Annotated in this window: 25 protein-coding genes and 2 tRNA genes; 9 read left to right on the top strand and 18 right to left on the bottom strand. The window is 70.7% G+C overall.

The features are described from left to right. Positions 1-45 precede the first annotated feature (45 nt). Both tig and AB0K35_RS31295 read right to left on the bottom strand, forming a co-directional pair. Entirely contained in the window at positions 46-1,392 is a 1,347-nt protein-coding gene (gene tig / locus AB0K35_RS31300) for a trigger factor (protein WP_145789660.1), read from the bottom strand. Between the two features lie 138 nt (positions 1,393-1,530). After that, positions 1,531-1,604, bottom strand: a tRNA-Pro gene (locus tag AB0K35_RS31295). A gap of 321 nt (positions 1,605-1,925) precedes the next feature. On the opposite strand from AB0K35_RS31295, the gene AB0K35_RS31290 reads away from it, so the two are divergent. Beyond that, positions 1,926-1,999, top strand: a tRNA-Gly gene (locus AB0K35_RS31290). A gap of 86 nt (positions 2,000-2,085) precedes the next feature. Here AB0K35_RS31290 and AB0K35_RS31285 read toward each other — a convergent pair. After that, positions 2,086-2,526: a hypothetical protein gene (locus tag AB0K35_RS31285; RefSeq protein ID WP_238669000.1), complete on the bottom strand. Its 441-nt coding sequence runs from the start codon at positions 2,524-2,526 to the stop codon at positions 2,086-2,088. A 218-nt stretch (positions 2,527-2,744) separates the two neighbouring features. Between AB0K35_RS31285 and AB0K35_RS31280 the strand changes: the two genes are divergently transcribed. Then, the gene (locus AB0K35_RS31280; protein WP_238669001.1) at positions 2,745-3,137 is read left to right on the top strand and encodes a hypothetical protein; all 393 of its coding nucleotides are present in this window, start codon (positions 2,745-2,747) and stop codon (positions 3,135-3,137) included. 111 nt (positions 3,138-3,248) lie between these two features. Here the strand turns inward: AB0K35_RS31280 and AB0K35_RS31275 are convergent, their stop codons facing one another. The 4 genes from AB0K35_RS31275 to AB0K35_RS31260 all read right to left on the bottom strand — a co-directional run bounded on the left by AB0K35_RS31275 (position 3,249) and on the right by AB0K35_RS31260 (position 5,850). Then, positions 3,249-4,091, bottom strand: coding sequence for a hypothetical protein (locus AB0K35_RS31275; protein WP_363889946.1), 843 nt, complete (start codon positions 4,089-4,091; stop codon positions 3,249-3,251). Continuing rightward, positions 4,088-4,597 carry a SigE family RNA polymerase sigma factor gene (locus tag AB0K35_RS31270; protein WP_363889943.1) on the bottom strand — a complete coding sequence of 170 codons (510 nt, stop codon included), beginning with the start codon at positions 4,595-4,597 and terminating at the stop codon, positions 4,088-4,090. The genes AB0K35_RS31275 and AB0K35_RS31270 overlap by 4 nt, the downstream gene beginning before the upstream one ends. 162 nt (positions 4,598-4,759) lie before the next feature. After that, the gene (locus AB0K35_RS31265; RefSeq protein ID WP_238669028.1) at positions 4,760-5,473 is read right to left on the bottom strand and encodes a hypothetical protein; all 714 of its coding nucleotides are present in this window, start codon (positions 5,471-5,473) and stop codon (positions 4,760-4,762) included. A gap of 71 nt (positions 5,474-5,544) precedes the next feature. Next, positions 5,545-5,850, bottom strand: coding sequence for a hypothetical protein (locus AB0K35_RS31260; RefSeq protein WP_238669029.1), 306 nt, complete (start codon positions 5,848-5,850; stop codon positions 5,545-5,547). Positions 5,851-6,161: 311 nt separating this feature from the next. Between AB0K35_RS31260 and AB0K35_RS31255 the strand changes: the two genes are divergently transcribed. The 3 genes from AB0K35_RS31255 (at position 6,162) to AB0K35_RS31245 (ending at position 9,834) form a co-directional block, all read left to right on the top strand. After that, positions 6,162-8,306 (top strand): M14 family zinc carboxypeptidase, encoded by a 2,145-nt coding sequence (locus AB0K35_RS31255; protein WP_238669030.1) that lies wholly within the window; start codon positions 6,162-6,164, stop codon positions 8,304-8,306. Between the two features lie 146 nt (positions 8,307-8,452). After that, a complete protein-coding gene (locus tag AB0K35_RS31250; protein WP_238669031.1) occupies positions 8,453-8,647 on the top strand; it encodes a hypothetical protein in 195 nt (64 codons plus the stop codon). Between the two features lie 86 nt (positions 8,648-8,733). After that, positions 8,734-9,834: an HEXXH motif-containing putative peptide modification protein gene (locus AB0K35_RS31245; protein WP_238669032.1), complete on the top strand. Its 1,101-nt coding sequence runs from the start codon at positions 8,734-8,736 to the stop codon at positions 9,832-9,834. Between the two features lie 41 nt (positions 9,835-9,875). Here the strand turns inward: AB0K35_RS31245 and fxsT are convergent, their stop codons facing one another. From fxsT to AB0K35_RS31230, 3 genes are read right to left on the bottom strand one after another with little or no spacing between them, the layout of a single operon-like run. Continuing rightward, on the bottom strand, positions 9,876-13,076 hold the full coding sequence (fxsT, locus tag AB0K35_RS31240; protein ID WP_238669033.1) for an FxSxx-COOH system tetratricopeptide repeat protein: 3,201 nt from the start codon (positions 13,074-13,076) through the stop codon (positions 9,876-9,878). Then, positions 13,073-14,035 (bottom strand): trypsin-like peptidase domain-containing protein, encoded by a 963-nt coding sequence (locus AB0K35_RS31235; RefSeq protein ID WP_363889938.1) that lies wholly within the window; start codon positions 14,033-14,035, stop codon positions 13,073-13,075. Before AB0K35_RS31235 ends, fxsT begins: the two co-directional genes overlap by 4 nt. Positions 14,036-14,092: 57 nt before the next feature. Next, complete coding sequence (locus tag AB0K35_RS31230) at positions 14,093-14,464, bottom strand: CU044_2847 family protein (protein ID WP_238669035.1); 372 nt, start codon at positions 14,462-14,464, stop codon at positions 14,093-14,095. A 130-nt stretch (positions 14,465-14,594) separates the two neighbouring features. Here AB0K35_RS31230 and AB0K35_RS31225 point away from each other — a divergent pair, with 130 nt between their 5' ends. Next, complete coding sequence (locus AB0K35_RS31225) at positions 14,595-15,359, top strand: class I SAM-dependent methyltransferase (RefSeq protein ID WP_238669036.1); 765 nt, start codon at positions 14,595-14,597, stop codon at positions 15,357-15,359. Positions 15,360-15,430: 71 nt separating this feature from the next. After that, complete coding sequence (locus tag AB0K35_RS31220) at positions 15,431-15,697, top strand: hypothetical protein (RefSeq protein ID WP_091405397.1); 267 nt, start codon at positions 15,431-15,433, stop codon at positions 15,695-15,697. Positions 15,698-15,862: 165 nt separating this feature from the next. Here AB0K35_RS31220 and AB0K35_RS31215 read toward each other — a convergent pair whose 3' ends face one another. Next, positions 15,863-16,408 (bottom strand): hypothetical protein, encoded by a 546-nt coding sequence (locus AB0K35_RS31215; RefSeq protein WP_238669038.1) that lies wholly within the window; start codon positions 16,406-16,408, stop codon positions 15,863-15,865. Between the two features lie 139 nt (positions 16,409-16,547). Between AB0K35_RS31215 and AB0K35_RS31210 the strand changes: the two genes are divergently transcribed. Beyond that, positions 16,548-16,889 (top strand): hypothetical protein, encoded by a 342-nt coding sequence (locus AB0K35_RS31210; protein ID WP_363889935.1) that lies wholly within the window; start codon positions 16,548-16,550, stop codon positions 16,887-16,889. 11 nt (positions 16,890-16,900) lie between these two features. On the opposite strand, the gene AB0K35_RS31205 is transcribed toward AB0K35_RS31210, so the two are convergent. The 4 genes from AB0K35_RS31205 to AB0K35_RS31190 form a co-directional block, all read right to left on the bottom strand. Next, a complete protein-coding gene (locus tag AB0K35_RS31205) occupies positions 16,901-17,368 on the bottom strand; it encodes a ribose-5-phosphate isomerase (protein WP_238669040.1) in 468 nt (155 codons plus the stop codon). Between the two features lie 84 nt (positions 17,369-17,452). Continuing rightward, complete coding sequence (locus AB0K35_RS31200) at positions 17,453-18,652, bottom strand: DUF1015 family protein (protein ID WP_238669041.1); 1,200 nt, start codon at positions 18,650-18,652, stop codon at positions 17,453-17,455. 89 nt (positions 18,653-18,741) lie between these two features. Continuing rightward, complete coding sequence (locus AB0K35_RS31195) at positions 18,742-19,257, bottom strand: hypothetical protein (RefSeq protein WP_363889931.1); 516 nt, start codon at positions 19,255-19,257, stop codon at positions 18,742-18,744. Positions 19,258-19,439: 182 nt separating this feature from the next. Then, positions 19,440-20,066 carry a disulfide bond formation protein DsbA gene (locus tag AB0K35_RS31190; protein WP_210786053.1) on the bottom strand — a complete coding sequence of 209 codons (627 nt, stop codon included), beginning with the start codon at positions 20,064-20,066 and terminating at the stop codon, positions 19,440-19,442. Positions 20,067-20,287: 221 nt separating this feature from the next. Between AB0K35_RS31190 and pepN the strand changes: the two genes are divergently transcribed. After that, positions 20,288-22,837: an aminopeptidase N gene (pepN, locus tag AB0K35_RS31185; RefSeq protein WP_238669043.1), complete on the top strand. Its 2,550-nt coding sequence runs from the start codon at positions 20,288-20,290 to the stop codon at positions 22,835-22,837. A 163-nt stretch (positions 22,838-23,000) separates the two neighbouring features. On the opposite strand, the gene AB0K35_RS31180 is transcribed toward pepN, so the two are convergent. From AB0K35_RS31180 to AB0K35_RS31170, 3 genes are all read right to left on the bottom strand, one after another. Then, the gene (locus tag AB0K35_RS31180) at positions 23,001-23,408 is read right to left on the bottom strand and encodes a DUF5130 family protein (RefSeq protein WP_238669044.1); all 408 of its coding nucleotides are present in this window, start codon (positions 23,406-23,408) and stop codon (positions 23,001-23,003) included. Further along, positions 23,395-23,691, bottom strand: coding sequence for a hypothetical protein (locus AB0K35_RS31175; RefSeq protein WP_112584149.1), 297 nt, complete (start codon positions 23,689-23,691; stop codon positions 23,395-23,397). The genes AB0K35_RS31180 and AB0K35_RS31175 overlap by 14 nt, the downstream gene beginning before the upstream one ends. Before the next feature lie 75 nt (positions 23,692-23,766). Beyond that, positions 23,767-25,230 carry an amidase gene (locus AB0K35_RS31170; RefSeq protein WP_238669045.1) on the bottom strand — a complete coding sequence of 488 codons (1,464 nt, stop codon included), beginning with the start codon at positions 25,228-25,230 and terminating at the stop codon, positions 23,767-23,769. Positions 25,231-25,251 lie beyond the last annotated feature (21 nt).

Genomic DNA, 25,251 nt, shown 5'->3' with positions numbered 1-25,251 from the left:
CCCGGGCGCCCCCGGCCGGGCGGGCTGCCCGGCCGCACCCGACGATCAGTGGTCGTGGTTGTGCTCCGCCTCGTTGGCGGCGCGCAGGGCGTCGAGGGTGATCCCGTTGCCGGCCGAGTCCTTGATCGTGATCTTCTCCATGACGGCCGCGAGCGCCTTGCCCCGCCGCACGTCGCCGAAGACCGCGGCGGCCGCGCCGGAGCGCACCAGCTGGTCGTAGTACTGCTGCGGGGCCATCCCGGCGCGCTGCGCCCGGTGCACGATCTCGTGCCCGAACTCGTCGTCGGAGACCTGCACGTCCTCCGCGTCGGCCAGCGTGTCCAGCAGGAGCTGGACCTTGACGCCCTCGGTCGCCGCCTCGGTCAGCTCGGCGTCGATCTGCTCCTCGGTCTTGTCCTCTGCCGCGAGGTACTCCTCCATGGAGGCGCCGATCCGCTCCAGTTGGTCGACCATCGCCTGCTTGCGGCTCTCGACCTCCTCGCGGACGACACCCTCCGGGGCCGGGATGTCGGCGGCCTCGACGAGCTGGGCCAGGGCCTTGTCCCGAGCGGCGTAGATCTGCTCGACCTGCTTGCCCTGGGTGACCCGGGACCGCAGGTCGCCGCGCAGCTCCTCGATCGTGTCGAACTCGCTCGCCATCTGGGCGAACTCGTCGTTCAGCTCCGGCAGCTCCTTCTCCTTGACCGTGCGCACGGTCACCGCCACGTCAGCGTCCCGACCGGCGAAGTCGCCGCCGACCAGCTGGGTGGTGAAGGTGGTGTCGTCGCCGGCGGCGAGGCCGACCACTGCCTCGTCCAGGCCCGGCAGGAGCTGCTTGCTGCCCACCTCGTGGGAGATGTTGCTCGCCTGGCCGCCCGGCACGTCCTCGCCGTCGACGGTGGCGTTCAGGTCGATCTGGACGTAGTCGCCCTCGGCGGCGGCCCGCTCGACGGTCTTGAGGGTCGCGAAACGCTCCCGCAGGTTCTTCACCTGCTCGTCGATCTCGCTCTCGTCGATCTGCAGCTCGTCGACGGTCACCTCGATGGTGCTCGCGTCCGGGATGGTGATCTCCGGGCGGACGTCGACCTCGGCCGTGAAGTTCAGCGAGTCACCGTCGTTGAACTCGGTGATCTCGACCTCCGGGCGCCCCAGCGTCTTCAGGTCGTGCTCGCGCACGGCGGCGAGGATGTTCTCCGGGATGGCCTCCTGAACCGCCTCGTTGAGGACGGTGCCCCGGCCCACCCGCTGGTCGATCACCGCGGTCGGCACCTTGCCCCGGCGGAAGCCCGGAACCTGGACCTGCGAACCGATCTCCCGGTACGCCTTCTTGAGGCTCGGCTCGAGCTCGACGAACGGCACCTCGATGGCGAGCCGCACGCGCGTCGGGCTCAGAGTCTCGACGGTGCTCTTCACAGGCGTACTCCTTGACGGATCTCAGTTGAGTCTGGGCGTGATTCAGCCCATCGAGTGTAGGCGAGCCGGCCTGACGCTCCGGCATCGCCCGGGAGCCGCACTGGGCGGCACCCGGGGCGGCCCGGCCGCGGACGACAGTCGGGGTGGCGGGATTTGAACCCACGGCCCCTCGCTCCCAAAGCGAGTGCGCTACCAAGCTGCGCCACACCCCGTGGCGACGTGCAGTCTATGCCGTCGCCACGCCTCAGTAGGTGCCGGGGCATCCCCCACCCGGACACATCACCCGAAAATTACCATTCCACCCCACCTGCTCGCCGCCAAGATCCGCCGGGCGGCTCCAAGATCCGCGCAACGTCACGGATGTTCTGGCCTCCTGGGACGGCGAGGCCACTACATCCCGGATGTTGTGCGGATCTTGGTCGCCGTGCCGCCGGGCCCGCCGACGACGCGACCTCGCGCGGCGGCGACGCGGTTACGCGTCGGGCACCGACATTGGGTACGCTAGGGGCGCGTCCTGCTTCGGCGGGATGCACGCGGGCGTAGCTCAATGGTAGAGCTTCAGTCTTCCAAACTGACTACGCGAGTTCGATTCTCGTCGCCCGCTCCACGCACGAAGGCCCAGGTAAGACCGCATGATCGCGGCACCTGGGCCTTTCGCATCTCGTCATCGCGCCGAGCGGGATCGGCTGCCCTCTAGGACGTTTCGGCGTAGCGCCGAGTCGCTTGGATGATCGACGCCGCGACATCGTCGGCGCGGGTGTGTCTGCCGGTCCACTTGGCGAGGTTGGACTTCTGGACCGCCCAGGCGACCACACGCTGGTTCTTCGCCGTCGTGATGGTCATGCCGCCGTAACCCGCATCCACCATCGCCACGTCGTGCAGAGCGACGCGGTGGGAGACGTTGGGGTTCCGCACGATCACCTCGGTGTCCGTGAGGATCACGGCCGGAGACCAGGCGAACCTCCACCAACTCAGCAGCGCGCCGACGATGGCGAGAGCGCTCGCGAGCACGGAGCCGAGAACCAGCCACGACAACAGGCCGACCAGAGGGACCAGAGCGAGTACGCCGAATCGACCGAGCGGTGAGACTCTCCAGATCTGCGGTGCGCGTGGGTTGCCGACGTGCTGTGCCATCGTCGTGCTGTCCTTCCTGCCATGCCTCTTCGACCAGAGATGGATTCAAGGCGGGCCCTCGCCTTTGGCCCTGCGGTCCGGGAGTGAGCAGGATAGAGCTTCGACTCTGCGCGCGGCTGACAGCCCACGCTGACAGCGCACCGGCCCGGGCGCCAGACCTTCGATGTTCGCCGATACGGCTCCTGTGCAGACGGTGGCGGACGGCCGAGACTGTAGCGATGTCATCCGTTGGTGCGGGCGCCCCACGCAGGCAGGTCGTCACCGCCGCTCTGCTCATCGTCGTCGGTGTGCTGGTCCTCTTCGTCCCGGCCGGTGACGAGGGCAGGGTTCTCGTGCCCATCAGCGAGGGTCACGGGCTGTCCGCAGTGGACGGAATCGGTGCGGCGCTGCTGACGGCGGGCGGCACCTGGTTGGAGGTGCTGGTGATACGACGCCTGCCGTACCTCGCCCTGCCGCCACGGGCCCTGTTCGCACTCGGCCTGCTGGCCGGTCTCGGCGTGGGGCTCCTGGTCGCCTCGGCCTTCTCGGGATTTTTCTGGTGGTGGGCTGTCGGCGCAGCCATGCTGGGCATCGCCGTCCTCGTGCTGGTGCCCCTCACGGCGCGCCGCTGAGGAAGACTGGCCGCGCACGGGTCACCAGACTGGCTCTTGACACACAGCAAGGCCCAGGTGAACCGCGCGGCGGCGGCGCCTGGGCCCACTCGGCTAGGCCGAGTTGCCGAGTCACCTCAGGTGGAACCGTTCGTCGACCGCGAGAGCGGCCAACTGCGGAACGGAGAACGGCAGCTTCGTCAACGCTGGCCGGCTCTCGTCCAGCCGCACAGTCTGCGCCACGAAGACCACAACGCCGTCCGGGTGCCGGTACGCCGACCACTGGTCGAGCCGATCGTCGTCGGTCGGTCGGATCACCACGCCGACCCGCGTCGTGCCGGCGGTCTCCACCTGGCATTCGCCCCGCATGCCCCAGAAGGTCTGGGCCAGGTCACACGGCTCGGTCGGCAACTGGTTGCCGGCGTCGTGCACCTCCACGATCACGCGACCGGTGCCCTTGCCCTGCGCCACGGCCACCGAGGACGAGTAGCTCCACACGTCGACGCCGTCCACCTTGTCCTCGAACTGCGCCTGGTGGGTCCGCAGCGTCCGCTCCTCGGCGGACTGGTTCGGCGGGTCCTCCGGCGTGGTGTAGCCGGAAGGTATGACCGAGACAGCCTCGCTGAGCAGGTGAGTTCCCTGCTCGTACTTGGATCCGGCCCGCGCGGTCCGGTCCTCCTGCGGTCGACCGTCGGGCCCGGTCGGCCACGCCTGCTTGGTGTCCCCCGACGCGTCCGGAGATGCCAGTGGCCCGTTGCCCGCCGGCTGGTAGAGGCGGCCGTCCGGAGTGGTGACGACCGCGAAGCCGGTGACCGCCAGCACGACAGCCGCCGATCCGAGAGACGCCCACAGCGCGCGGCGGCGGAAGTGCGCCCGCCGGGCCGCGCCGAGCGCTGCTCCCGTACTCAATGGTGGTGGCGGGGTAACGCCCGCCATCTCGCTGCGCAGCCCCTCGCGCAATTCCTGCTCGTTCATCGCTCCCCCATCTCGATCCCGCTGTGGGCGGGTGACAGGAGGCCGCGCAACGTGTCGAGCCCGCGTGCCGCCTGGCTCTTCACCGTCCCTGGAGAACACTCCAGCAACGCCGCGACGTCCTCGATCGACAGGTCCTCCCAGTACCGCAGAACCAGCACGGCCCGCTGACGCGGGGCCACCCGGGCCAGCGCCTGCAGCAGCACCAGTCGGCTCTCCGGCGAGTCGGGCGGGGCCACCTGCTCGGCCTCCTCGCCACCCACCCGTTCACGCCGCCACCAGCCGCGGCGGCGCTCGTCGAGGAAGGTCCGGATCAGGATCTGGCGCACGTAGCTGTCGAGCACCTCGTGCCGGGAGATTCGGTTCCAGACCCGGTAGAGCTTGACGAACGCGGTCTGGACCAGGTCTTCGGCACGGTGCCAGTCGCCGCACAGCAGGTACGCGGTGCCGCGCATGGCACCGGACCGTGCCGCGAAGTACTCGGCGAACGCCTCATCGCGATCGCTCATTCAGGCCTCCGATCCCCGTTTCGAGATAGTCACGCGGGGTCCGGCTCGGAGGGTTGCTCCGGAACTCGCGCAGATGTCACAGGGATCAACGCGTGACTCACGCCCGCGCCACCCTCGCGGGGGCGGTGACCGCACCCGGCGAGGTGACCAACAGGTCGATTCTCAGGAGACGGCGGTGAGGCTCTGAGCCGCGAGCACGCTGAACTGCTTGGTAACCCGCTCAGCGGTAGCAGTGTCCAAAGCGAGCGTCCGGATCCGTGAGACGAGCGCACCCCGAGCCAACAGCAAGGTACAGATATGGGTCGGCACCGAGCGGTCCGCTCCATCGATCACCTCGCAGTACATCAGCTGCCCATCCAGCCCAGGCAGACGAGGAAGCTGCGTCTCACCGAGAACGCGATACCGATCCTCGCGATCACGGTAGGTGCCACAACCAAGCTTGCCGCGAACCTGCTCGACAGCCTCCGCAGCCGATGTCACACCCCACGCGCCGGCGAGCTGCATGACCCGCAGATTCGGTGCCTCCCACTCACGCTGCTGCCCGAAAGCAGTGCCGTAGACGCCGTTGCCTTGACGCATCCCACAGACGGTCGAGAGAACGTCGTCGGCGTAGGGCGACTGCTGAGGCACAACCTTCAGACCATCGACGTCCAGCGTCGGCGCGATCAGCACCCTGCCGACCTGGTCCCCAAGCTCAGGGTCCATGTCGAAGATCGGCTGCAACCCCTCGGCGACCGGATCGATGGTGTACCCGCCGGCCGGCGGCCCACTCCGGCCGGCTGCCGGCGGCGTGCCGGAGCCGCCCCCGCAGGCCGCGGTGAGGACGAGCCCCACCGCGGCCACCACTGTGAGCAGCGGCCGGCCGAACCTGGTCACCAACGCTGCCGGTACGGCTCGGTCACAACTGCGCACTTTGGCGAACGGGCCGAGGTTAGCGACAGCTGAAGTCACTGAAGATAAGCACTCGTGGCGAGAAGATGTGTCATTGAGTCAGCGTCCGCAACCATTCGCACCTCATGAATAAGGGAATCTCCGCCTGGACCATCGATGCGCAGCTTGAACGGATCGCTCCTCTCCGCGACGAAGAGGGACAGATGCGCGCCTAGTTGTTCGCAGTCCGCAACATTCTGCACCCAGACGTTCGAGCCGTTGCTGGCGTTCGTAGCGCGGAAGCCAGCCTCAGTCAACCACTCCCGAACGGAGTCATTGATTGTTGCGTCATCACCGATGAAGTCAATCGTCAGGGCAACCATCGTCGCATCCGTTCTGTGAGTGGCCTCACTCACGTCGCTCAACGAGCCCAGCTAACCAGACCGACCGGTCTCGGCAGCTCTGCTCCAACGTCTCGGAGCCATCGACGTTGAGATACGACTGCAACCGGTACCACGAGCAGCGAGCCGACAACAGACGTTACCAACGCGACTGCGATCGAACGTCGCAGAGTCGCTGGACGACTCCGCGTATAACGCGCAGGCAAAGGCCAACAGCCACCCCACCTTGACAGGTGTCGATCTGTGCACTGGTGTAAGGACCAAGCACATCGACGTCCGTCACAGGAGGGCACATGATCGTCCGACGACGGTGGACAGCTGCCGCCACCACAGTGATCCTGTTCAGCGCAGTGTTGTCCCATCCCGCTTCCGGCGCGGCGGCACCCGCCGATCCGGCAGCCCCGATCACCCTGAGCACCACCGAAACGGCAGTGGTCCGAGTCCAGCTCCGCGATCAGGCCCAGCTGGACCGGCTCGTGGCCACCGGCGCGGACCTGGCCAACCGGCCCCGGGCACGGGACGGCCGGATCATCGCCGACCTGGTGCTCAGCGGCGCGCAGCTCGATGAACTGACAGCGCAGGGCGCGACGGCCGTGCAGATCGTGCAGCGCGCCGGGGACGGCAACCGGCACTACGCCGACAGCGTCCGCGCGGCCCAGGCCCGCACCGCCGCCGGGCTGCGCGTGCCGGCCGCAGGCCAGCGGTCCACCGCCGCCGCCGTGGACACCCTCCAGGTGCAGCAGGCGTACTGGTGGACCACCAACGGACAGACCTTCCTGCAGGCCCAGGTGGCCACCACCGCCACCGACGACCCGGACGTGGAGATCACCGTCAGTTGGCGGACGGCGGACGGCGTCACCGGCTCGTTTCCGCTGTACCGGTTCGAGGACTCCGGCGAGTACCAGTACCACTACAACCTTCCCCAGCCGGTGCCGAGCCGGCCGGTTCAGTTGAGCGCGACCTCCAGCCTCGGCGGGGTCAGCCGGGCGATCACGCCAACGCTCTGGCCGAACGCCTCCCCACCGCCGCTACCGGCCGGCTACCAGAAGGACTTCATCGACGCGTACCTGACGCCGGTGGACATCCAGGCGCGGATCAAGCGACTGGCCCGCCAGTACCGGGACCTGGTGGACGTGATCGACCTGCCGAACAAGACTCAGGGATACCGACGCAACGCCGCCGGCTACCTGGGCGACCCGACGGTCGCCGCCGTGGTGGTCGAGTCGGTCCGCTTCGGCGACCAGAACATGAACGGCGTACAGGTGCGGACTGTCGACCCGGGTCGGGCGAACCGGCCACTGACCGTCGGCTACCGCGACCGCGTCCTCACCGTGTCACTGGCCACCGACACGGCGGGCAAGACGGTGAGCACCACCGACGAGGTCGCGGCGGCGATCAACGCCCGCCAACCGGACCGGTTCCGGGCCACCGTCGAGGACGGCTCGGCCGGGCTGCCGATGCCCGTCGCCGGCCCCACCCGGCTCGACGACGGCCTCCAGGGCACCGAGGTGCCGGCGCGGCCGTGGACGGTGCAGGCCCTTCGCCTCGGCGTACACCGGGACGGCTCCCGGGTCGGGGTGCTCGCGTACTCCCAGGAACACGCCCGGGAGTGGGCCACCCCGCTGGTGACGCTGGAGTTCGCCGAGCGGATGCTGGCCAACGCCCGCACCGACCCGGCCACCCGTGAGCTGCTGGAGCAGGTCGACATCTTCGTCATCCCGACGGTCAACCCGGACGGCGCGAACTACTCGTTCAACGACTTCAACTTCCAGCGCAAGAATCTCGTCAACCACTGCACCGGGGCGGCCCGCGACCCGAAGAACCGCACCTCGTGGGGCGTCGACATCAACCGCAACTACACAGTCGGGTCGTACTTCGACGGCTACGTGGGCGCCAGCGCCAACTGCCTGTCCGGCAACTTCGCCGGCACGACGGAGCTTTCCGAGGCGGAGAGCGGCAACGTGATCGCGCTCGCCCAGGCCCACCCGAACATCAAGTTCGCGATGAACGTGCACTCCTACGGCGGGTACTTCATGTGGCCGCCGGGGGCGTACCGGGCCGACGGCAGGGTCACCCTGCCCCGACCGTCGATCGACGAGTCGACGCTGTTCCTCAACAGCGCCCGGCGGATCGTCGGCGCCATCGCCCAGGAGCGCGGCACCGTCACCTGGCCGTCGCAGACCGGACCGGTCGCCGACGTGCTCTACTCCGCCGCCGGCAACTCGGCCGACCAGCTCTACTACGAGCTGGGCATCTTCGCCTGGGACTTCGAGGTCGGCAACGACCTGTGGAACCCGGAAACCAACCAGTGGGAGGGCGTCGGCTTCCAGCCGCCGTTCGACGAGGCGCACGGCGAATCCCAGGAGTACGCCGGCGGGCTGGTGGAAATGGTCCGGGTGGCCCGCGACTACGCCGCCGCCGAGGCGGCCGCCGGCTGACCCGCGGGTCCCGTACCGCCGCCGGCAGCAGCCGGCGGCGGTACGGGACCTGACGCGCGACCCTCGGTGACGGACGGTAAGCCGATGGTGATCACAGACGTTGACGTGTTTTCATGTCAGCAAGCCTGCGCCAACCCGGGACATCGATGACTGAGCAACCCGCACCTGATCACCTCGTTGTGGTCGACGTGTTGACGCAGGGTCTGAGCCACCTGCTACGCGACGAGGATCCGGAACTGGCCCGATGGATCGAGGAACTGGTCGCGACACTGAAGAGTCCCCGGCAGACGACGCTCGCCGGCTGGAACAGCTTCCTCGACCCCGGCGTCGACTCCAGCTGACCCACTCGGAGTTCACCCGCCTGGCCGACGGCCGGGCTGGCCCGGCTGCCATCCGCGCTCTGCGGCGGGCGCAACGCAACCGCACGATGCTCGTCCTCAAGAGCCTCGCCGACACCGACGACGCCTTGGCGGCGTCGGCGCATCTGCTCGGCCACGCCCACCGTGTCGACCCGGCCGCCGCTGACGTGCTGCTCGATCATCCGTGGCTGGCCGTCTGGGCGATCGATCGGGTCCGGCACGGCGACACCGGCCGACCCGACTACCTTTCGTTCGCGGCGCTCGCGGCGGCCGCCCTCAGTGGTCGGTCGGACGCGGCGGTGCCGGTCACGCCCCGTGCGGGCCTGGTGCCCGTGCCGGGCCTCGGGGTGCTGCGCCGCGGCGGCGGCAGCACAACTGTGACGCCGGCCGACTTGACCGGGCGCCAGTGGACGCCCACCCACTGGTGGCGCTTCACCGACCAGTCGGTCACCCTCGACCTCCGCGTCGACGACCTTGACCCCTACCGCGACTGCTTCGGGCTACCGGTCGCCGCCCGGCTCTCCGCGCCGCAGGCCGCCGAGCTGGAACGGTCCGTCGGGCACGCCTGGCACCTGCTCGTCGGGTACGCCCCAACGCACGCCGCCGAGGTGGCCGCCGGCATCAGCACCTTCGTGCCGTTGGCCGACGGCACCGAACGCGGGCACAGTGTCACGCACGCCGACGCCTTCGGAGCGTTGGCCGCCGACGCCAACCTCGACCCGGTGGATCTGGCCGTGACGATGGTGCACGAGCTGCAACACAGCAAACTCAACGCAGTCCTCGGCCTGGTCCAGTTGCACGAACCCGCAGACCCGGCGCGGTACTTCGCACCCTGGCGTCCTGACCCGCGTCCGATCGACGGGCTGCTGCACGGCACCTACGCGTTCACCGCCGTCGCCGAGGTGTGGGCCGCGCTGCGCGCCCATCCGGAACTCGCGGCCCAGGCCACCGCGCGGTTCGCTGTGGTACGGGCCCAGTTGGAGCGCGCTCTGGTCGAGCTCGCCCGGGCCGCAAGTCTCACCTCGGCCGGGCGGCTCTGGGCAGATCGCCTGGCCGAACGGATCGGCCAGTTGGCCGCCGTGCCGGTCCCGGCGTCCGCCGACGCCGCCGGGCGGCGCGAGGTGGCGGAGGCCGAGCGCGCCCGCCGACAAACGATCCCCAGCGGATGAACCCAAGGCTCGGTACGACCGTCTCTCCGGTGGACGAGGCGTCAGGTCAGCCCGACGGTCTCGATGTCGCACTCGATGCGCCGCTGACCCCGCGCGGCGTCCACCTCCGGGTGGTCCGGCCCGAACAACGCCTCCAGCGCCGCGGCGGCCTCGTCGAGCAGCTCGCGGCCCCGAGCCTCCTCGCCGACCTCGATCAGATCGACCGACGCGTTGACCGCACAGTAGAGCGTGTACGGATGCCCCGGCCCACGCAGGCGACGCGAGTCCTCGAGGATCGCCTCGGAGAGCACCTGCGCCTGCTCCAGCCGGTGTGACCGGACCAGGTTGATCGCCTGCGCGGAGCGCGCGCTCAGCAGGTACGGATGGGTGGGCGGCAACGCCTCGCCCATCGCCTGCAACGTGGCCGCACCCAACTCCCGCGCCTCACGGTCGAAGTTGCGCGCCCGCAGGATCACCCCGAGGTTGACCGCAGCGCAGAGCGTGACCGGATGCCGCTCCCCGAAGACGGCTCGGAAGGTGGTGTGCCCCTGGGCGGCCAGGGCGTACGCCTGGGTCGCGTCGCCCGCTGCGCGCATGGCGTTGGCGCAGGTCATGCCCGCCTCCGCGGCCAGCACATGATCGGTGCCGAAGCGGCGGGTCACCAACCGGTAGTTGGCCGCGCCCTCGGTCACTGCGGCGTCGAGCTGCCCGGTCTTGCGCAGGCAGGCGATGTGGATGCAGGTGGCCCGCAGCACTGTGAGGTGCTCGGCGCCCAGCAGCGACCGCTGCACCGGCAGGGAGCTGTCCAGCAGTTCCAGCGCGTCGGCGTACCGGCCCAGGAGGTAGAGGTCGCGCGCCTGGGCCTCCTGGGCCAGCACCAGTGAATAGGTGCCGTCCTCCGCGGCCGCACCGGCGTGCCGCGCCACTTCGAGGTTGAGGTCGTACGCCCCTTCGAAGTCACCGATCAGGCGAAGGTTGATCGCCATCGAGTTCATCACCCGCAGCGTGCTCGGGTGCCCGTCGCCGAGCACCCGGCGGTGCACGTCGAGGTTGCGCCGGTCCAGGTCGGCGGCGGCCGCGAAGTCGCCGAGCCGCCGCAGGTCCGCGCCGACGCTGTTCGCCGCGCCCAGTGTGTACTCGTGCTCCTCACCGAGGCTCGTCCGCATCCGCTCCAGCGCTTCGAGGCCGAACGCGGCCGCGCGCGGGTCGGCGAGCAACCGCAGGGCGTCCGCGTACCGGCGCATCGCCAGCAGGGTCAGCGGATCGCCGCTGCGCTGGCCGTCTGGACCGGGCTGGTCCCAGGCGGCCAGGATCTCCTCCGCGAAGTCCCGACAGCCTTCGAAGTCACCAAGGTTGTAGATGTAGCGCAGCTGGTCCATCGCCGTCCGGCGGGCGTCGATGTCACCGTGGATCAGACCGGCGACACGGACGTGTGGCGCGATGTCGGCATGGCGGGGCCAGGTGCTCCGGTCGTCGGGGAAGCCCGGGTTGGCGGCAGCGAGCAGCCGGCGGGCATTCGTCAGCGGGCCGTCGTCGCCCTGCTCGGCGAGCCCTTCCCGGATGACCGCCTGCACCAGTCGATGCACCTGTACGTGCCGGCTGGCATTGTCCGCCTTCGCGAGCCCGAGCGACGCCAGTTGCCGGATGGCCCGGGCTATGTCGTTGCGCTCCTGGAGGCTGGTGCGCAGCGGTTCGTCCAACCCGGCGCGGCGCCCCTCCCAGAGCAGGCGCATCGGGACCGGGTCGGGGCTGAGGAAGGCGAGTAGCTGGATCAGCTGCGCGGCGGCCGGGTTCTGCTCGCGTATCGCGGCGAGTGCCATCGACACCACAGTCAACACGGTGCCCCGGTACTGCCGGGGTTGCCCCTCACCCAGCAGCTCCCGGGCGTGTTCCTTGAGGTCGACGAGGTATTCGTCGACCGACGACAGCATGGTGAGCAGCCAACTGACTGCCTGCTCCAGGGCGAGTGGCAGGTCGCCGAGCTCCGCGGCGAGCCGGCGGGCCTCGTCAGGGCTGGTCGTGGGACGCCGCTTGAGCAGCAGTTCCACACTCTCGGCTCGGGTGAACACGTCGACGTCCAGGGTCAGGGCGCTCGCCGACCAGGCCATGTTCCGTGATGTGACGAGGACGTGGCCGCGTTCGCCGACGAGGTTCGACGAGGGCATGAGTGGAGCCAGCTCGTGCGGGTCGTCGGCGTTGTCGTAGACCAGCAGCCAACTGAGCGAACTCGTCGACAGCGAGTCGAGGACCGTGCGCACGGTCTGCTCCAGGCTGGCGCTCGCGGCCAGGCCGAGCCGCTCGCCGAGGGCCGCGATCGAGCTACGCAGCGCACTGAGATCCTCGGCGGCCATCCACCAGATCAGCTGGTAACGGTCCGCGTACCGGTAGGCGAACTCGACAGCGAGCTGGGTCTTGCCGACCCCACCGACACCGCGCAGCGCCGCTTCCGGCAGCACCGAGGCCCGGTGCTGTGACGACAGCAGCTCGTCGAGCGCGACGAGCTGTTTCTCCCGGCCGGTGAAGTACAGGTTGCGCGGTGGGACGCCGCCCCGGATGAGAGTTCGGGATCGCTGGGGCGTCGTCTCCTCGATGATGATCGTCCTGCGCATGTCGGATTCAGGTTCCTCTCCACCGGTCTCGGCCGGTGCCGCCTGGTGCGGGGATCGTAGCGACGTCCAGTGCGCCTTCGCAGCCATGCGCGATTCGTCGAGATCGGCGGTGGTGAGCCGCAGGGCCGCCGCCGCGTCCCGCAACCACTGCTCGAGCGGCTTGCTGCCCGACTCGAGGCCGGTGAGGACCAGGACCGCCAGCGCCACGGCGGCCGGGACCCGCCAGTCACCCACCGGTTGCCAGCCGACGGCCTCCACCAGGCCGGGCATGTCCTCCGGTGACAGCTGATGATCCGCGACTGCCTCGACGGCCGCGGTCAACACCTCGGGCGGGACGTCGGTGAGCAACTGCGCGAGGAGCCAGGAGAGGTAGATCTGCTGGGCGGAGGTGACCGCGCTGGCACCCGGGTGGAAGTTGGCGATGACCTGCAACAGCGTCGCCATGCCCCGGGGCTCCTGGGCGCAGGTGCGCACGATGCGGTAGACGTCGTACCGGACCTCGGAGTGCCGGGGCACCGACAGTCGCTTGCGCAGCTCCCCCTCGACCTCGTCGAGGTAGAGCGAACGGGTGCTCCCGTCATTGATCGAACTCATCGAGAGCAGTGCGTCACAGATGGCTTGCACCTGGGCGCTCGGCATCCGGGGCGTCGTCACCGATTGTCCTCCGTACCCGTCAGCAGACCGAGGCTCTCGGCAAGGTCACGGAAGGCCCGCAGTGGCCTACTCGTCGGCCCTTCCGTCAACAGCAGGACGCGATAGAGAGCAGCGATCCCGTCCTCGTATTCTAAGCCCGTCCGAATCAGGCCGAACATGTCTAGACCCAATGGCCCGAATGGGTTCACCATCCGACCGATGTGTGGTGGCAGCGACTGAATGACCAATTGACGGCTGTCGGGGTGCCGGAGTACCGGGATTTCCTCCAACAGTCGGGCCAGCGCCATCTTCTGCGCGAATGAGAGCGTCCGGGGCGTCGCCCGGGCGACGGCCGCCAACGGGCCGGACGGCAGCAGGGCAGGCGGCAACAGGCCGGACGGCAGCAGGGCACGCCACTGCCCGACTGGCAACATCCAGCCGACCAACTGCTGGCCGACGCTCGCGCGGGCCAGCACCATGCCCACCACGGCGCCATCCGGCGCGTACACCCCGGAACCGCTGAACCCCCTGTCGATTCCGGCCGTGGCAGGGGAAATTCGGTCGAGTTGCCGCCATCCGGTGCCGCCGTCGACCGGGCCGACGGCCCGCGCCAGCACCATGACGGACGCCGGGGTGTTGGCCGGAAAACCCACGATCCGCACGTCGAACTCGTCGTCGCCACGATCGGCCAGGGTGGCGGGGGCGGACGGCAGCGGTGTGGCACAGCGCAGGACCGCCAGGTCGCCGTCGCCGGCCGGGCCGACACCCCGGGACCAGGTCACCTCTGCGGCGACCCGGGTGCCGGGGTGGCTCGGTGTGTCGACGAGCACCCCGGGCGGGCCGGCCCCGGTGCCGTCATCGACCACATGCCAGCAGGTCAGCACCAGGTCACTGGTCAACTGGATGCCCGCGCCGACGACCGACGAGGAGTGGCCACCGAGTATCCGCACCCGGCCGGCGAGCGACCGGGTGCCGGTCATCCGTGCTCCGCCAACCACTCGGCCAGGACGGCCGGCGGCCGGATACCGACGCTGCGGTCAGTCATGCGCGGCGGCCTCCTGCGCGCCGGCCCCGTCCTCACCCGGCGACGGCAGCGCCGGGACGGGCGAGGTCCAGATCAGCTTGACCTTGAGGTGGCCCTGCGCGCTGGTACGAGCGACGACCGCACCAGCCTCCGCGGTGAGGGTGACGCCGATCTCGACCTCCACCTGATCGGGGCGCACCGCCACCCCGCGGACCACGCCCAGCGCGGCGTCGAGCGCGGGCCTGATGTGGGCCAGTGCCATTTCCAGCGTCTGCCGGGCGGGGCGGATCCGGTCGAGCAGACCGACCCGTTCCAGATCGGTGCCAGCGTGTTCCTCGACGAGGAGGACGCCCTGATCAGTCTCGAAACGAAGGAGATCCGCCACGTGACGAATTCTCGCCGAAAGATCGTTCGGAATTGGTGTCAGATCACTGACAGGAGTCATTGCGTGCACCCTGCGCCGACACCTGACACATCTGCTTGCCATCACCACTGCGGCCTGTCAGCCTGACGCAATGCAGGACACGACGACCTTCCAGGATCTGCTCCGCGAAGGTGTCGACGCATCCGTGGACGGTTGGGACTTCTCCTGGTTCGACGGCCGCGCGACAGAACAGCGGCCGTCCTGGGGATATCTGAAACTCATGGCAGCCCAAATGGGGGTGGCCCGCGCCGCACTGGACATCCAGACCGGCGGCGGCGAGGTGCTCTCCGAGGTGCCGGCATTCCCACCGGTGACAGTGGCCACCGAACACTGGCCGCCCAACCTCCAACTGGCCCGACGCGCGCTCGAACCGCGCGGCGTACGGGTGGTCGACGTTGCCGAGGACGCTCCGTTCCCGTTTCCCGACGAGACGTTCGACCTTGTGGTGAGCCGGCATCCCAACGTTGTGCTCTGGGACGAGATCGCACGGGTGCTCACTCCCGGCGGGCGGTACCTGGCCCAGCAGATCGGCCCAGGCTCGAACCGCGAGCTGGCCCAGTTCCTCACGGGTCCCCGCGAGATCGGTGACGAACGCAGCCCGGCCCGCGCCGCCGCCGACGCGCGAGCCGCCGGCCTGGTCATCGACGAGCTGCGGCACGAAGCGCTGCCGACCACCTTCAACGACGTGGCAGCGGTGGTGCACTTCCTCCGCAAAGTCATCTGGACGGTGCCGGACTTCACCGTGGACCGCTACCGGGCCCGCCTCGCCGATCTGCACGACCACATCCGTCGCCACGGTCCGTTCGTGGCCCACGCCCAGCGCATCCTGGTCCGGGCGCACAAGCCCGAGCACTGACGCGAACGCGCCTGCGCCGCTGGCCGGATTTCACCCGTTTCCGCCGGGTGTCTGGTGGGTAGGGCCCGTTCATGGACACGAACACAACAGCCCACCTGGTGGGCGGCCCCCGAGACGGCAGCACCCACGAGACCGGCAACGAGGCACTCGTCGAGGTGGAGATCGACGGCCTGATGCACCGCTACATAAAGACCACCAAGCAGCACGACGATGGTCGACCGCTCTACAACTACGACGGGGCGGTCGCCCCGGACGGCGGCGAGCCCGGCGTCGAGGATCCGGCCGCCCGGGTCGCGTCGCCCCGGGCCGACGCCGAGGGGCACGGCGGCACCCACTGACCGCCGCCCCATCGGGATCACGCGAGCCCACGAAGGAGGTACCGGTCGGAGCGGCCGGCCACGGATGAACCGCGGCCGGCGGGGTAAGCAGCGACAGTGCCTGGTGGGGAGACGACCGGGTGCACGGGTGGGCGGTCCTGGACCGGCCCACCCGTGCACACCCGGTCAGTTCGAGGAGATCCAGTTCCAGGCCGAGACGACCCACTCGGTCTGCTGGAGCCACGCCACCCCGAGGCCGACGAGGAACACCGCCGTCGCCAGGTGCGCACCTCGGGCGCTGCGCCGGACCCGGCCCAGCTGCCGCTCCAGCACCACCCGGCCGACCAGCCGGAACAGGGCGAACAGGCCGGCCGCCACCAGCAGGCTGAGTACCAGCACCAGCAGCGGGCCGCTCAGGTCACCCTGGCCGGACAGCGCCCAGATCCCCCAGCACACGAACGCGAAGAGGCCCGCCGCAGCGCTCCATTCACCGCCGCGCCGCAGCTGCGCCATCCGGGAGCTGAGCGAGCGGCGGGGCACCGGCTCACCGGGCCAACCGGTGCCGGTCGGCTCCTGCTCTACCACCGGGAACGGCTCCGTCCGCGGGGTGCGCGGCTCCCCCACCGGAGCGACCCCCCGGCGGAACCCGTCACGCTGCGGCGGCACCCCGACGCCGGCCTGCGGTGGCACCTCCACGGTCCGCTCCGCCCACGGCTGCGTCTGGTCTGCCATCTCGTCCTCCCCCTGACCGACGGCAACAGCACCGCCTTGATTCGAGGGTAGCCAGCCGGCAAATCGGTCGCCGACCCCGGCCGGGGCGCGCGGCCCCGCGACGGTGCAGGATCGAACCCGGCCAGGGTACGGTCGGCTGATGGGTGACCCCGAGCGACGACGGCGACGGCTGCGCCACCACCCCGACACCGAGACGACCCGACCGGGTGCGGACGGCCCGACGGTCAGCACCCCGGGCGTGCACGACGGTGAGGAGCCGCCGCCGCGACGCAGGAGCACCGGCGGCGACGAGCGCGACGGCGAGCGGGGGCTGCGCGGATTGGTCGGCTCCGGCTCGTCCCAGGTGGGACTGAGTGCCGCGCTACGGGCCCGGGACGCGGCCCGCCCCACCGACGACGACCTGGCCGAGGCGGAAGCCCGGGTGGTGGTCGTCCGGCGAAACTGGGTGCCCCGCGAGGAGCTGCCCCGCTCGCCGCGCTGAACGCCGCACTGTCAGGGCAGGTCGGGCAGCTTCCGGGTCCGCTCGTACTCGGCCACCTGGGTGATCCGACGAGCGTGCCGCTCGTTGCCGGAGAACGGTGTGTTCAGGAACGCCTCGACGATGCCGGTCGCCTCGTCCAGCGTGTGCTGGCGGGCACCGATGGCGACGACGTTCGCGTCGTTGTGCTGGCGGGCCAGCTGAGCGGTCTCGACGCTCCAGGCCAGCGCGGCGCGGACGCCGGCGACCTTGTTCGCGGCGATCTGCTCACCGTTGCCGGAACCACCGATGACCACTCCGAGGCCCGTCTCGTCGGCCACCACCTGGTCGCCTGTGTGCAGGCAGAACGTGGGGTAGTCGTCGTCCGGGTCGTAGCTGTGCGGGCCGACGTCGACCACGTCGTAGCCCTGCATGGCCAGGTGGTTGGCCAGGTGCACCTTCAACTCGAAACCGGCGTGATCGGATCCCAGGTAGACGCGCATACCGGGCAGTCTGTCAGGCCGCGCTCGGGGACGTCACAGGGGCGTCCCCGAGCCGGGTTCGTCACACGGTCGTGGGGATGATGCTCAACGCGGCAGCTCGGCGACGACCAGCCCGCCGCGCGCCTTCGGGGTGAACCAGGTGCTCTTGCGGGGCATCTTTTCCCTGGCCAGGTTGACCGCGACGAAATCTGCCACTGTCACCGGCGCGATCAGGATGGCCAGCTCGGCCCGGCCGGCGTCGACCTCACCGGTGAGCCAGCTCGCCGGGTAGTCACCGCCGACGTAGGTGATTCGCTTGTCGCCCGGGTCCAGACCGAGCGCGTCGCGCAGCACCAGCCGCTCGACCAGAGCGTGGTCCAGGTTTTCCAGGCGGGCGGAGGCGGTGGCGGGCAGGCGTACGGCGTACCCCTGGCCGTCGAGGCGGAGGTGCACGGTGCCGCCGGCCGCCGGGACCTCGACCGGGCCGTCGATCGGCTCGACCTCGGCGCCCGCGGCCCGCAGCCGGTCGAGCAGCTCGGCCGGGGTGGTGGTCAGCTCGCTGACCAGCCGGTTGTACGGCTGGATGGCCACCGACGCGGGGGTGGTGACAACGGCCAGGAAGCGCGGCAGCCCTCCGGTCTGGGCGGCCAGGCTGCGGTGGTTGCCGTCCGCGACGACCAGGTCCCCACCACCGGCGAGAGCCGTCAGCGTGGCCTGCTCCGGGCCCGGGCCGAGCAGCCAGATGGCGTGCGTGCGCCCCGCCTGGTCGGTGTCCGTCGCGGCGGGCGCACCTGCCGTGTCGGTCGCCGCCGCGAGCGCGGCGTGCAGCTCGTCGCCACGCCCCGTCTGGAGCAGGAGTACGGGTGAGAGCAGGTGGCCCAGCGCGTCGGCCAGTGCCACCCGCTCGCGCACCTTGGCGATGAAGACGTCCTCGTTGCGGATGACCAGGCCCGGCTCGTCCGCCCGGGTGGAGATCTGGTCGGTGTCCACCATCGCGAACAGCCCGTACGCCGGCTCCTCGCCGGGCGCGCTGATCCGGTAGAGGACCACCACCTGCTCGGCGGGGGTGTAGCTGCCGTCGGCCTTGGCCTCGGCGAGGCGGGCCACCGCGTCCGGCAGCGCGTCGAGGAACGACTTGCCCAGGCTCTGCGGGGCGCGATGCGGCATCTCGATGCCGAGAGCGCTGTGCGGGTTCGACCCGATGATCGCGGTGATCTCCGCGTCGTCGGCGAACTCGTCGTAGTTTTGCGCGCCGGTGCCGCCAGTGGTGACCCAGGCCCGGGTGATCGGATGCACGACCGTCATGCCCAATGACGCTACCGGCGACGATGTCGCCGCCGACGGGGACCCGCGGGGCGTCCACCAGATGAAAGCGACAGGTGGGGCCCGGCCGGTCAGCCGGCGCGGTCGGAGGTGCCCCGGCGATGCTTACCCGCGCTCACCGGCCCACCGTTGCCACGCCGACCGGTCCCGACAGGCCCGGTGTTCAGGGCGCGGCGGGGCGACGCGGGCGGCCCCGGCACGGGACGGTCGGGAGGAGGCGTCGGCACGGGCCGCGGGCTCAGCGGCGGGGTCGGCACCGGCCGCGGAGGAGCCGGCGCCGGCGGCGGAGGCGCCGGTTCGGCCGGCGCCGCCCCCGACGGCACCAGCGCCGACACGTTGGTCGGCACCGCGTCGACGGACGACGGCAGTGGGTCGACCGCCCTGGGCGGGGTGAGCCGGGAGGTCACCGGGACCCGGGCCACGCCCACCACGATGGGCGGCGCGAGTAGATCCACCAGGTGGGCGGGCAGGTCCGGGCGGACCGTCGGCCAGCGGGAGTCGTCAACGGACCAGTAGTCAGCGCCGGGAGTCTCGATCACCCCCTGCCGGGTCAACTGATCGTCACCGGACGCTCGGTGCTTGGCCATCGGGATTTGCCTCCACGAACTGCGGCGTGCGGCCCTTCGGGTCGCTGCGGCGGACACCGAGGGAAACGACGCCGCCCGCCTCCCGGTGACGCCACGAGCCTGCGCCGACCTCGGCATCGGACGAGAAACGCCCCCGTCCGCGCCAATGAGGCAGGCACGGACGGGGGCGCGGTGGTCGTCGCTCAGTCGAAGATAGGGCTCTGCTCGCGGGTGCGCTTGAGCTCGTAGAAGCCCGGCGTGCCGGCGACCAGCAGCACGCCGTCCCAGAGCCGGCCGGCGGCCTCCCCCTTCGGAGCCGGAGTGATCACCGGGCCGAAGAACGCAACCGGGGTGCCGTCCGGGCCGGGCGCGTGCACCACCGGAGTGCCCACGTCCTGCCCGACCGGGCGCATGCCCGCCTCGTGGCTGGCCCGCAGCGCCTCGTCGTAGTCGGTGCTGTCGGCAGCCGCGGCCAGTGCCGGGTCGAGGCCGGCCTCGGTGAGCGCGGCCACGTACAGCTCCGGACCCCGCTCCTGCTTCTGGAGGTGGATCCGGGTGCCGAGTGCGGTGTAGAGCGGGCGCAGCACGTCATTGCCGTGCAGCTGCTCGGCGGCGATGCAGACCCGCACCGGGCCCCACGCGGTCTTCAGGAACTCCTTGTAGTCCTCGGGCAGCTCGTCCCGGCCGTCGTTGAGCACGGCCAGGCTCATCACGTGGAAGCGGATGTCCACATCCCGGATCTGCTCGACCTCGAGCAGCCAGCGGGAGGTGATCCACGCCCACGGGCAGGCCGGGTCGAACCACATGTCGGCGGTGACACGTTCGGTCACTGTGAGATCCCTTCGCGACGGGTGGCGCCGACAGGTCGGCGTCTCAGGTGAATCTTCACCCCGCAGCGCATTGACCGGCACCCGAATGAGAGCGTGACCTCGGCCACCGCGGGCTGCCCGTACATGGAAGACTCGATTCGGGCCAGCCGTCACGAGCGGTAGGCGAACGGGCGCCGCCGGGCGTACGGCGACATGTGGGATGGAGACGAACAGTGCCGGGAGTGCGCAACCTGACGCAGGTCGAGGCGACCGAGCGGGCACGCCTGCTCAACGTGACGGGGTATGACATCAGTCTGGACCTGTCCAGTGCCGTGCTGGCGGCCGACGGCCGCACGTTCAGGTCGACGACCGAGGTCCGGTTCCGCTGCTCCGAACCGGGCGCGAGCACCTTCGTGGAGGTGGCCGCCGAGTCGGTGCGGTCCGCGACGCTGAACGGCACGCCCGTCGACCTCTCCGACTGGTCCGCGGAGAAGGGCCTGACCCTGTCCGGGTTGGACAGCGACAACGTCCTGGTGGTCGACGCCGACTTCGGTTACTCCAGCAGCGGGCAGGGTCTGCACCGGACGGTCGACCCGGTGGACGGCGAGACGTACCTCTACAGCCAGTTCGAGACGGCCGACGCGCAGCGGGTGTACGCCTGCTTCGACCAGCCCGACCTGAAGAGCGTCTACACCTGGCACGTCACAGTGCCGGCGCACTGGCGGGCGGTCTCCAACATGCCGGTGCAGCGGGAGGAGCCGGCGGGTGAGGCGCTCAAGACGCTGCACTTCACCGAGTCGCCCCGGATGAGCACCTACATCACGGCGATGTGCGCCGGGCCGTACCACGAGGTGCGCGACGCGCACGACGGCATCGACCTGGGGGTGTTCTGCCGGGCGTCGATGGCCCAGTACCTGGACTCCGACGAGCTTTTCCTGATCACCAAGCAGGGCTTCGACTTCTTCCACGAGAAGTTCGACGTGCGCTACCCGCTGCCGAAGTACGACCAGCTCTGGGTGCCCGACTTCAACGCCGGCGCGATGGAGAACTTCGGCTGCGTGACGCACGCCGAGTCGCACTACCTGTTCCGCTCGCAGGTCACCGACTTCGAGTACGAGCAGCGGGCCAACACGATCCTGCACGAACTGGCCCACATGTGGTTCGGTGACCTGGTCACCATGCGCTGGTGGAACGACCTGTGGCTGAACGAGTCGTTCGCCGAGTGGGCCAGCCACTGGTGCAACACCAACGCGACCCGGTTCACCGAGGCGTGGACGACCTTCCTGTCCATCCGGAAGAACTGGGGCTACCGGCAGGACCAGCTCTCCTCCACCCACCCGGTCTACACGGAGATGCCGGACATGGAGGCCGTGGAGGTCAACTTCGACGGCATCACCTACGCCAAGGGCGCGAGCGTGCTCAAGCAGCTCGTCGCGTACGTGGGTGAGGAGCCGTTCGTGGCCGGGCTGCGGGCCTACTTCGGCAAGCACGCCTGGGGCAACGCCACCTTCGACGACCTGCTCACCGAGCTGGAGGCCGCATCCGGTCGGGAACTGCGCAAGTTCGCCGCGCAGTGGCTGGAGACCGCGCAGGTCAACACGCTGCGTCCGGAGGTGACCATCGGGGCCGACGGCACGTACGAGCAGGTGCTGGTGCGGCAGGAGGCCCCGGCGGCGTACCCGACGCTGCGGACCCACCGGATCGGCGTGGGCCTGTACGACCTGACCGACGGGCGGCTGGTCCGACGGGAGCGGTACGAGGTGGACGTGACCGGCGAGCACACGGATCTCGCCCCGCTGCGTGGCGTCCGGGCGGCCGACGTGTTGCTGCTCAACGACGACGACCTCAGCTACACCAAGCTGCGCCTCGACGAGCGCTCGATGGCGACGGTGGTGCAGCACATCGGGGGCTTCGACTCGTCGCTGGCCCGCGCGCTCTGCTGGACCGCCGCGTGGGACATGACCCGCGACGCCGAGCTGTCCGCCCGCGACTACGTGGCGCTGACGCTGAGCGGGCTGCCCGCGGAGACCGACATCAACCTGGTCACCGCCACCCTGCGGCAGGCGACCACCACGCTCACCCTGTACGCCGACTCGGCGTGGGCGCCGACCGGCTGGGCTGACCTGGCCCGTACCGCCCGCGACGCACTCGCCGCCGCCGAGCCCGGCAGCGGGTTCCAGTTGGCCTGGGCCCGCGCGTTCACCTCGGCGGTCCGCTCCGAGGAGGACCTGGCCACGCTGCGCGGTTGGCTGGACGGCACCGGGATGCCGGCCGGGCTGACCGTCGACACCGAGCTGCGCTGGTCGGTCCTGGCCGCGCTGGTGGCCAACGGCGCCGCCGGGGCCGCCGAGATCGAGGCGGAGCTGAGCAGCGACCGCACCGCCAGCGGCGAGCGGGAAGCCGCGTACGCGCACGCGTTGGTGCCGACGGCCGAGAACAAGGCCGCCGTGTGGGCCCTGCTCACCGGCCCGGACGCGCTGCCCAACTGGCGGCACCGGGCGCTGTTGCAGGGCTTCGCCCACCCGGCGCAGGTGGAGCTGGTCACGCCGTACCGGGAGCGGTACTTCGCGGCGATCGGGCAGGTGTGGGCCACCCGGGACAGCGAGCCGGCGCAGGAGTTCGCCCAGCTGGCGTACCCGACCTACCTGGTGGATGACGACACGGTCGCGGCCACCGACGCGTGGCTGGCCGGTGACGGGCACCCCGCCCCGCTGCGTCGGCTGGTGGCCGAGGGCCGCGACGGTGTGATGCGGGCGCTGAAGGCCCGCGCGAAGGACGCCCAGAGCGCCTGAGCAGCGTTGTCCGGCCGGGGCCGGCGTGGGTGTGAGCCCGCGCCGGCCCCGGACCGTCGGTGGCGAAGATCGTGCTCGAACATGGAAAGAGGGGCCTCAGCCGCAGCCGAGGCCCCTCTTTCCTGGATCAGGCACGATCGTGCATGCCCGTGCGTCGTGTCGGTCAGCCCCTGCCGGCGTGGCTGGCGAGCTGGTCGAGGCCGTTGATGATGCCACCGGCCAGGTCACCGCCGCTGAACGCGCCGACCATGGAGAGCGCGGCCAGCTTGGCGTACGTGTCAGGGATGCGCTTGCGGGCGTACCGCCCGGTGATGATCTCCAACTGACGCTGGTTGGGTGACACGGCGATCAGCACCGACTTGTCGGGCTCGGCGAGCTGACGGTGCAGCCGCTGGGCGTGCTCACGGATCGGCTCGTCGAGACCACCGACGAAGACCGAGAAGACCAGACCCGTGCCCTTGTCGGCCAGGCGCAACGCCTCGTCGATGCGCAGCAGCTGGCGGGTCGAGAACGGCCCGTCGAGCACCTCGGGCGGATTTTCCGACCCGGCCTGCTTCTCACCAACGGTCACTTGCGCCTCCGGTTCCACCGGCCGGCGCCTCGACGCTGGCCTGCTCAAGCTTGTGGCTGGTCAGCGCGGGCGCCTGCGCCCCCGCCGTCAGCGCGGTGCCGGCCGAGTCGGCCAGCTGCTCCGGACGGCCCAGGAACCAGACCGGAGTGAAGTCGAAGGGCCGGCCCGGCCGGTAGCGCTTCGCGCCACCGCCGCCACCGGTGGCACCCCCACGGCTACCGGCGTACGACAGGCCGGCGATGACCAGCACCGCGGCCAACGGGATGCCGACGAAGACCAGCAACGTCTCGGTAACAGACAATCCCAACGCCCCCAGGCGGAAGAAGGACGACAGTGAACAACCGGGTCGGATGGACGATCACGCTGCCGACCGCCCGACTCCGTCACCATTCACGTTAGCGGAGTCGACGGCCCGCCAGATTGCGGGGTGCCGATCCCATCCGTCACTGGAGTTCTCCAGTTGCGCAGCGGTAGCGATAAGCCGCGCGTCATCGCCGTACCGACCGGTGAGCAGCACCCCGACGGGCAGGCCGTCGGTGGTGGTACCCAGTGGCAGGGAGACGGAGGGATCGCCGGTGACGTTGAAGATGGCGCAGTAGGGCGAGAACCGGCGTTGCCTGTCGAAGTCGGCGGCCGGGTCCGCGTCGGCGGTGAACCAGCCGACGGGTGCCTGCGGGGTGGCCAGGGTGGGACAGAGGAGCAGGTCGCAGCCGGCGGTGCGGCGGGCACCGAGGCGCACCTGCGCCTGCAACTCCCCGAGGGTGGCGGACAGGGTGCCGGCGGAGAGTTCGGCGCCCCGGGCCCGGAGCAGCCGGGTCAACGGCAGCAGCTCCGCCTCCCGCTGCGGTGGCACCGGGGCGAGCGCCAGCACGTACCAGAGGATCTCGAACAGCGGCCACGCCGCCGGCCCGAGCGGCGGCGGCACCTCGACCACCTCGTGGCCGGCCGCCGTGAGCAGCGCGGCGGCCCGGTCCACGGCGGCCACGCAGTCGGGATGCACCGGTTCGTCGGCGAGCATCGGTGTGGTGAACCGGCCGATCCGCAGCGGGCCGGGCTCGGCCCGGCGCGCGACGGCCAGGTAGCCGCCGGACGGCGCGGGCGGCGGCAGGTAGGGCTCGCCGGGGACCGGAACGGCAATGACGTCCAGCAGTGCCGCGACGTCGGTGACCGTCCGCCCGAGCGGGCCGCTGATGGGCAGGCCGAACGCGCCGGAGCCGACCGGCCCGCCGGAGACGAGGCCCCGACTGGGCTTGTAGCCGACCAGGCCGCAGAGTGACGCCGGGATGCGCAGCGACCCACCGCCGTCGGACCCCTGGGCGACCGGGACCAGCCCGGCCGCGACCGCCGCCGCCGCGCCGCCGCTGGACCCGCCCGCCGTGTACGCCAACTGCCACGGGTTGCGGGCCGGCGGCGCGACCCGGCCCTCCGAGTAGAGCGAACAGCCCAGCTCGGAGGTCGTCGTCTTGCCCAGGCTGACCAGACCGGCGGCCTTGATGAAGCGGACCACGTCGGCGTCGACCGGCGGGACGAAGTCGAAGAAGGCTGCCGAACCGAAGGTGGTGCGAATCCCGGCGGTGAGCGTCAGGTCCTTGATCGCGGTTGGCACGCCGTGCAGCGGGCCGCGCTCCTCTTTCGGCACCGCGTCGGCGGCGCGCGCGGCCTGCCGGGCGAGGTCCGGTGTGACGGTGACGAACGCGCCCACGGTGTCGCCGAGCGCCGCCACCCGGCGCAGGGAGTGCTCGACCAGGTCGACGCTGGACAGCTCGCCGCGGGTCATCGCGGCGGCCTGTTCCAACGCGGTCAGGTCGTGCGGCTCGGCCATGCCGTCATCCTGCCGGCAGTC

The organism is Micromonospora sp. NPDC053740 (assembly GCF_040677775.1).
In the GTDB taxonomy this organism is placed as follows: Bacteria; Actinomycetota; Actinomycetes; order Mycobacteriales; family Micromonosporaceae; genus Micromonospora; species Micromonospora alfalfae.
The sequence above is the reverse complement of the archived record's forward strand: the minus strand, read 5'-3'. Positions and strand labels throughout refer to the sequence as shown.

Bases quoted from the DNA above. Each gene is read 5' to 3' on its own strand.
- AB0K35_RS31285 (WP_238669000.1), bottom strand. From the start codon at position 2,526: ATGGCACAGCACGTCGGCAACCCACGCGCACCGCAGATCTGGAGAGTC.
- AB0K35_RS31280 (WP_238669001.1), top strand. From the start codon at position 2,745: ATGTCATCCGTTGGTGCGGGCGCCCCACGCAGGCAGGTCGTCACCGCC.
- AB0K35_RS31275 (WP_363889946.1), bottom strand. From the start codon at position 4,091: ATGAACGAGCAGGAATTGCGCGAGGGGCTGCGCAGCGAGATGGCGGGC.
- AB0K35_RS31270 (WP_363889943.1), bottom strand. From the start codon at position 4,597: ATGAGCGATCGCGATGAGGCGTTCGCCGAGTACTTCGCGGCACGGTCC.
- AB0K35_RS31260 (WP_238669029.1), bottom strand. From the start codon at position 5,850: ATGGTTGCCCTGACGATTGACTTCATCGGTGATGACGCAACAATCAAT.
- AB0K35_RS31255 (WP_238669030.1), top strand. From the start codon at position 6,162: ATGATCGTCCGACGACGGTGGACAGCTGCCGCCACCACAGTGATCCTG.
- AB0K35_RS31250 (WP_238669031.1), top strand. From the start codon at position 8,453: ATGACTGAGCAACCCGCACCTGATCACCTCGTTGTGGTCGACGTGTTG.
- AB0K35_RS31245 (WP_238669032.1), top strand. From the start codon at position 8,734: ATGCTCGTCCTCAAGAGCCTCGCCGACACCGACGACGCCTTGGCGGCG.
- AB0K35_RS31235 (WP_363889938.1), bottom strand. From the start codon at position 14,035: ATGACCGGCACCCGGTCGCTCGCCGGCCGGGTGCGGATACTCGGTGGC.
- AB0K35_RS31225 (WP_238669036.1), top strand. From the start codon at position 14,595: ATGCAGGACACGACGACCTTCCAGGATCTGCTCCGCGAAGGTGTCGAC.
- AB0K35_RS31220 (WP_091405397.1), top strand. From the start codon at position 15,431: ATGGACACGAACACAACAGCCCACCTGGTGGGCGGCCCCCGAGACGGC.
- AB0K35_RS31215 (WP_238669038.1), bottom strand. From the start codon at position 16,408: ATGGCAGACCAGACGCAGCCGTGGGCGGAGCGGACCGTGGAGGTGCCA.
- AB0K35_RS31210 (WP_363889935.1), top strand. From the start codon at position 16,548: ATGGGTGACCCCGAGCGACGACGGCGACGGCTGCGCCACCACCCCGAC.
- AB0K35_RS31205 (WP_238669040.1), bottom strand. From the start codon at position 17,368: ATGCGCGTCTACCTGGGATCCGATCACGCCGGTTTCGAGTTGAAGGTG.
- AB0K35_RS31200 (WP_238669041.1), bottom strand. From the start codon at position 18,652: ATGACGGTCGTGCATCCGATCACCCGGGCCTGGGTCACCACTGGCGGC.
- AB0K35_RS31195 (WP_363889931.1), bottom strand. From the start codon at position 19,257: ATGGCCAAGCACCGAGCGTCCGGTGACGATCAGTTGACCCGGCAGGGG.
- AB0K35_RS31170 (WP_238669045.1), bottom strand. From the start codon at position 25,230: ATGGCCGAGCCGCACGACCTGACCGCGTTGGAACAGGCCGCCGCGATG.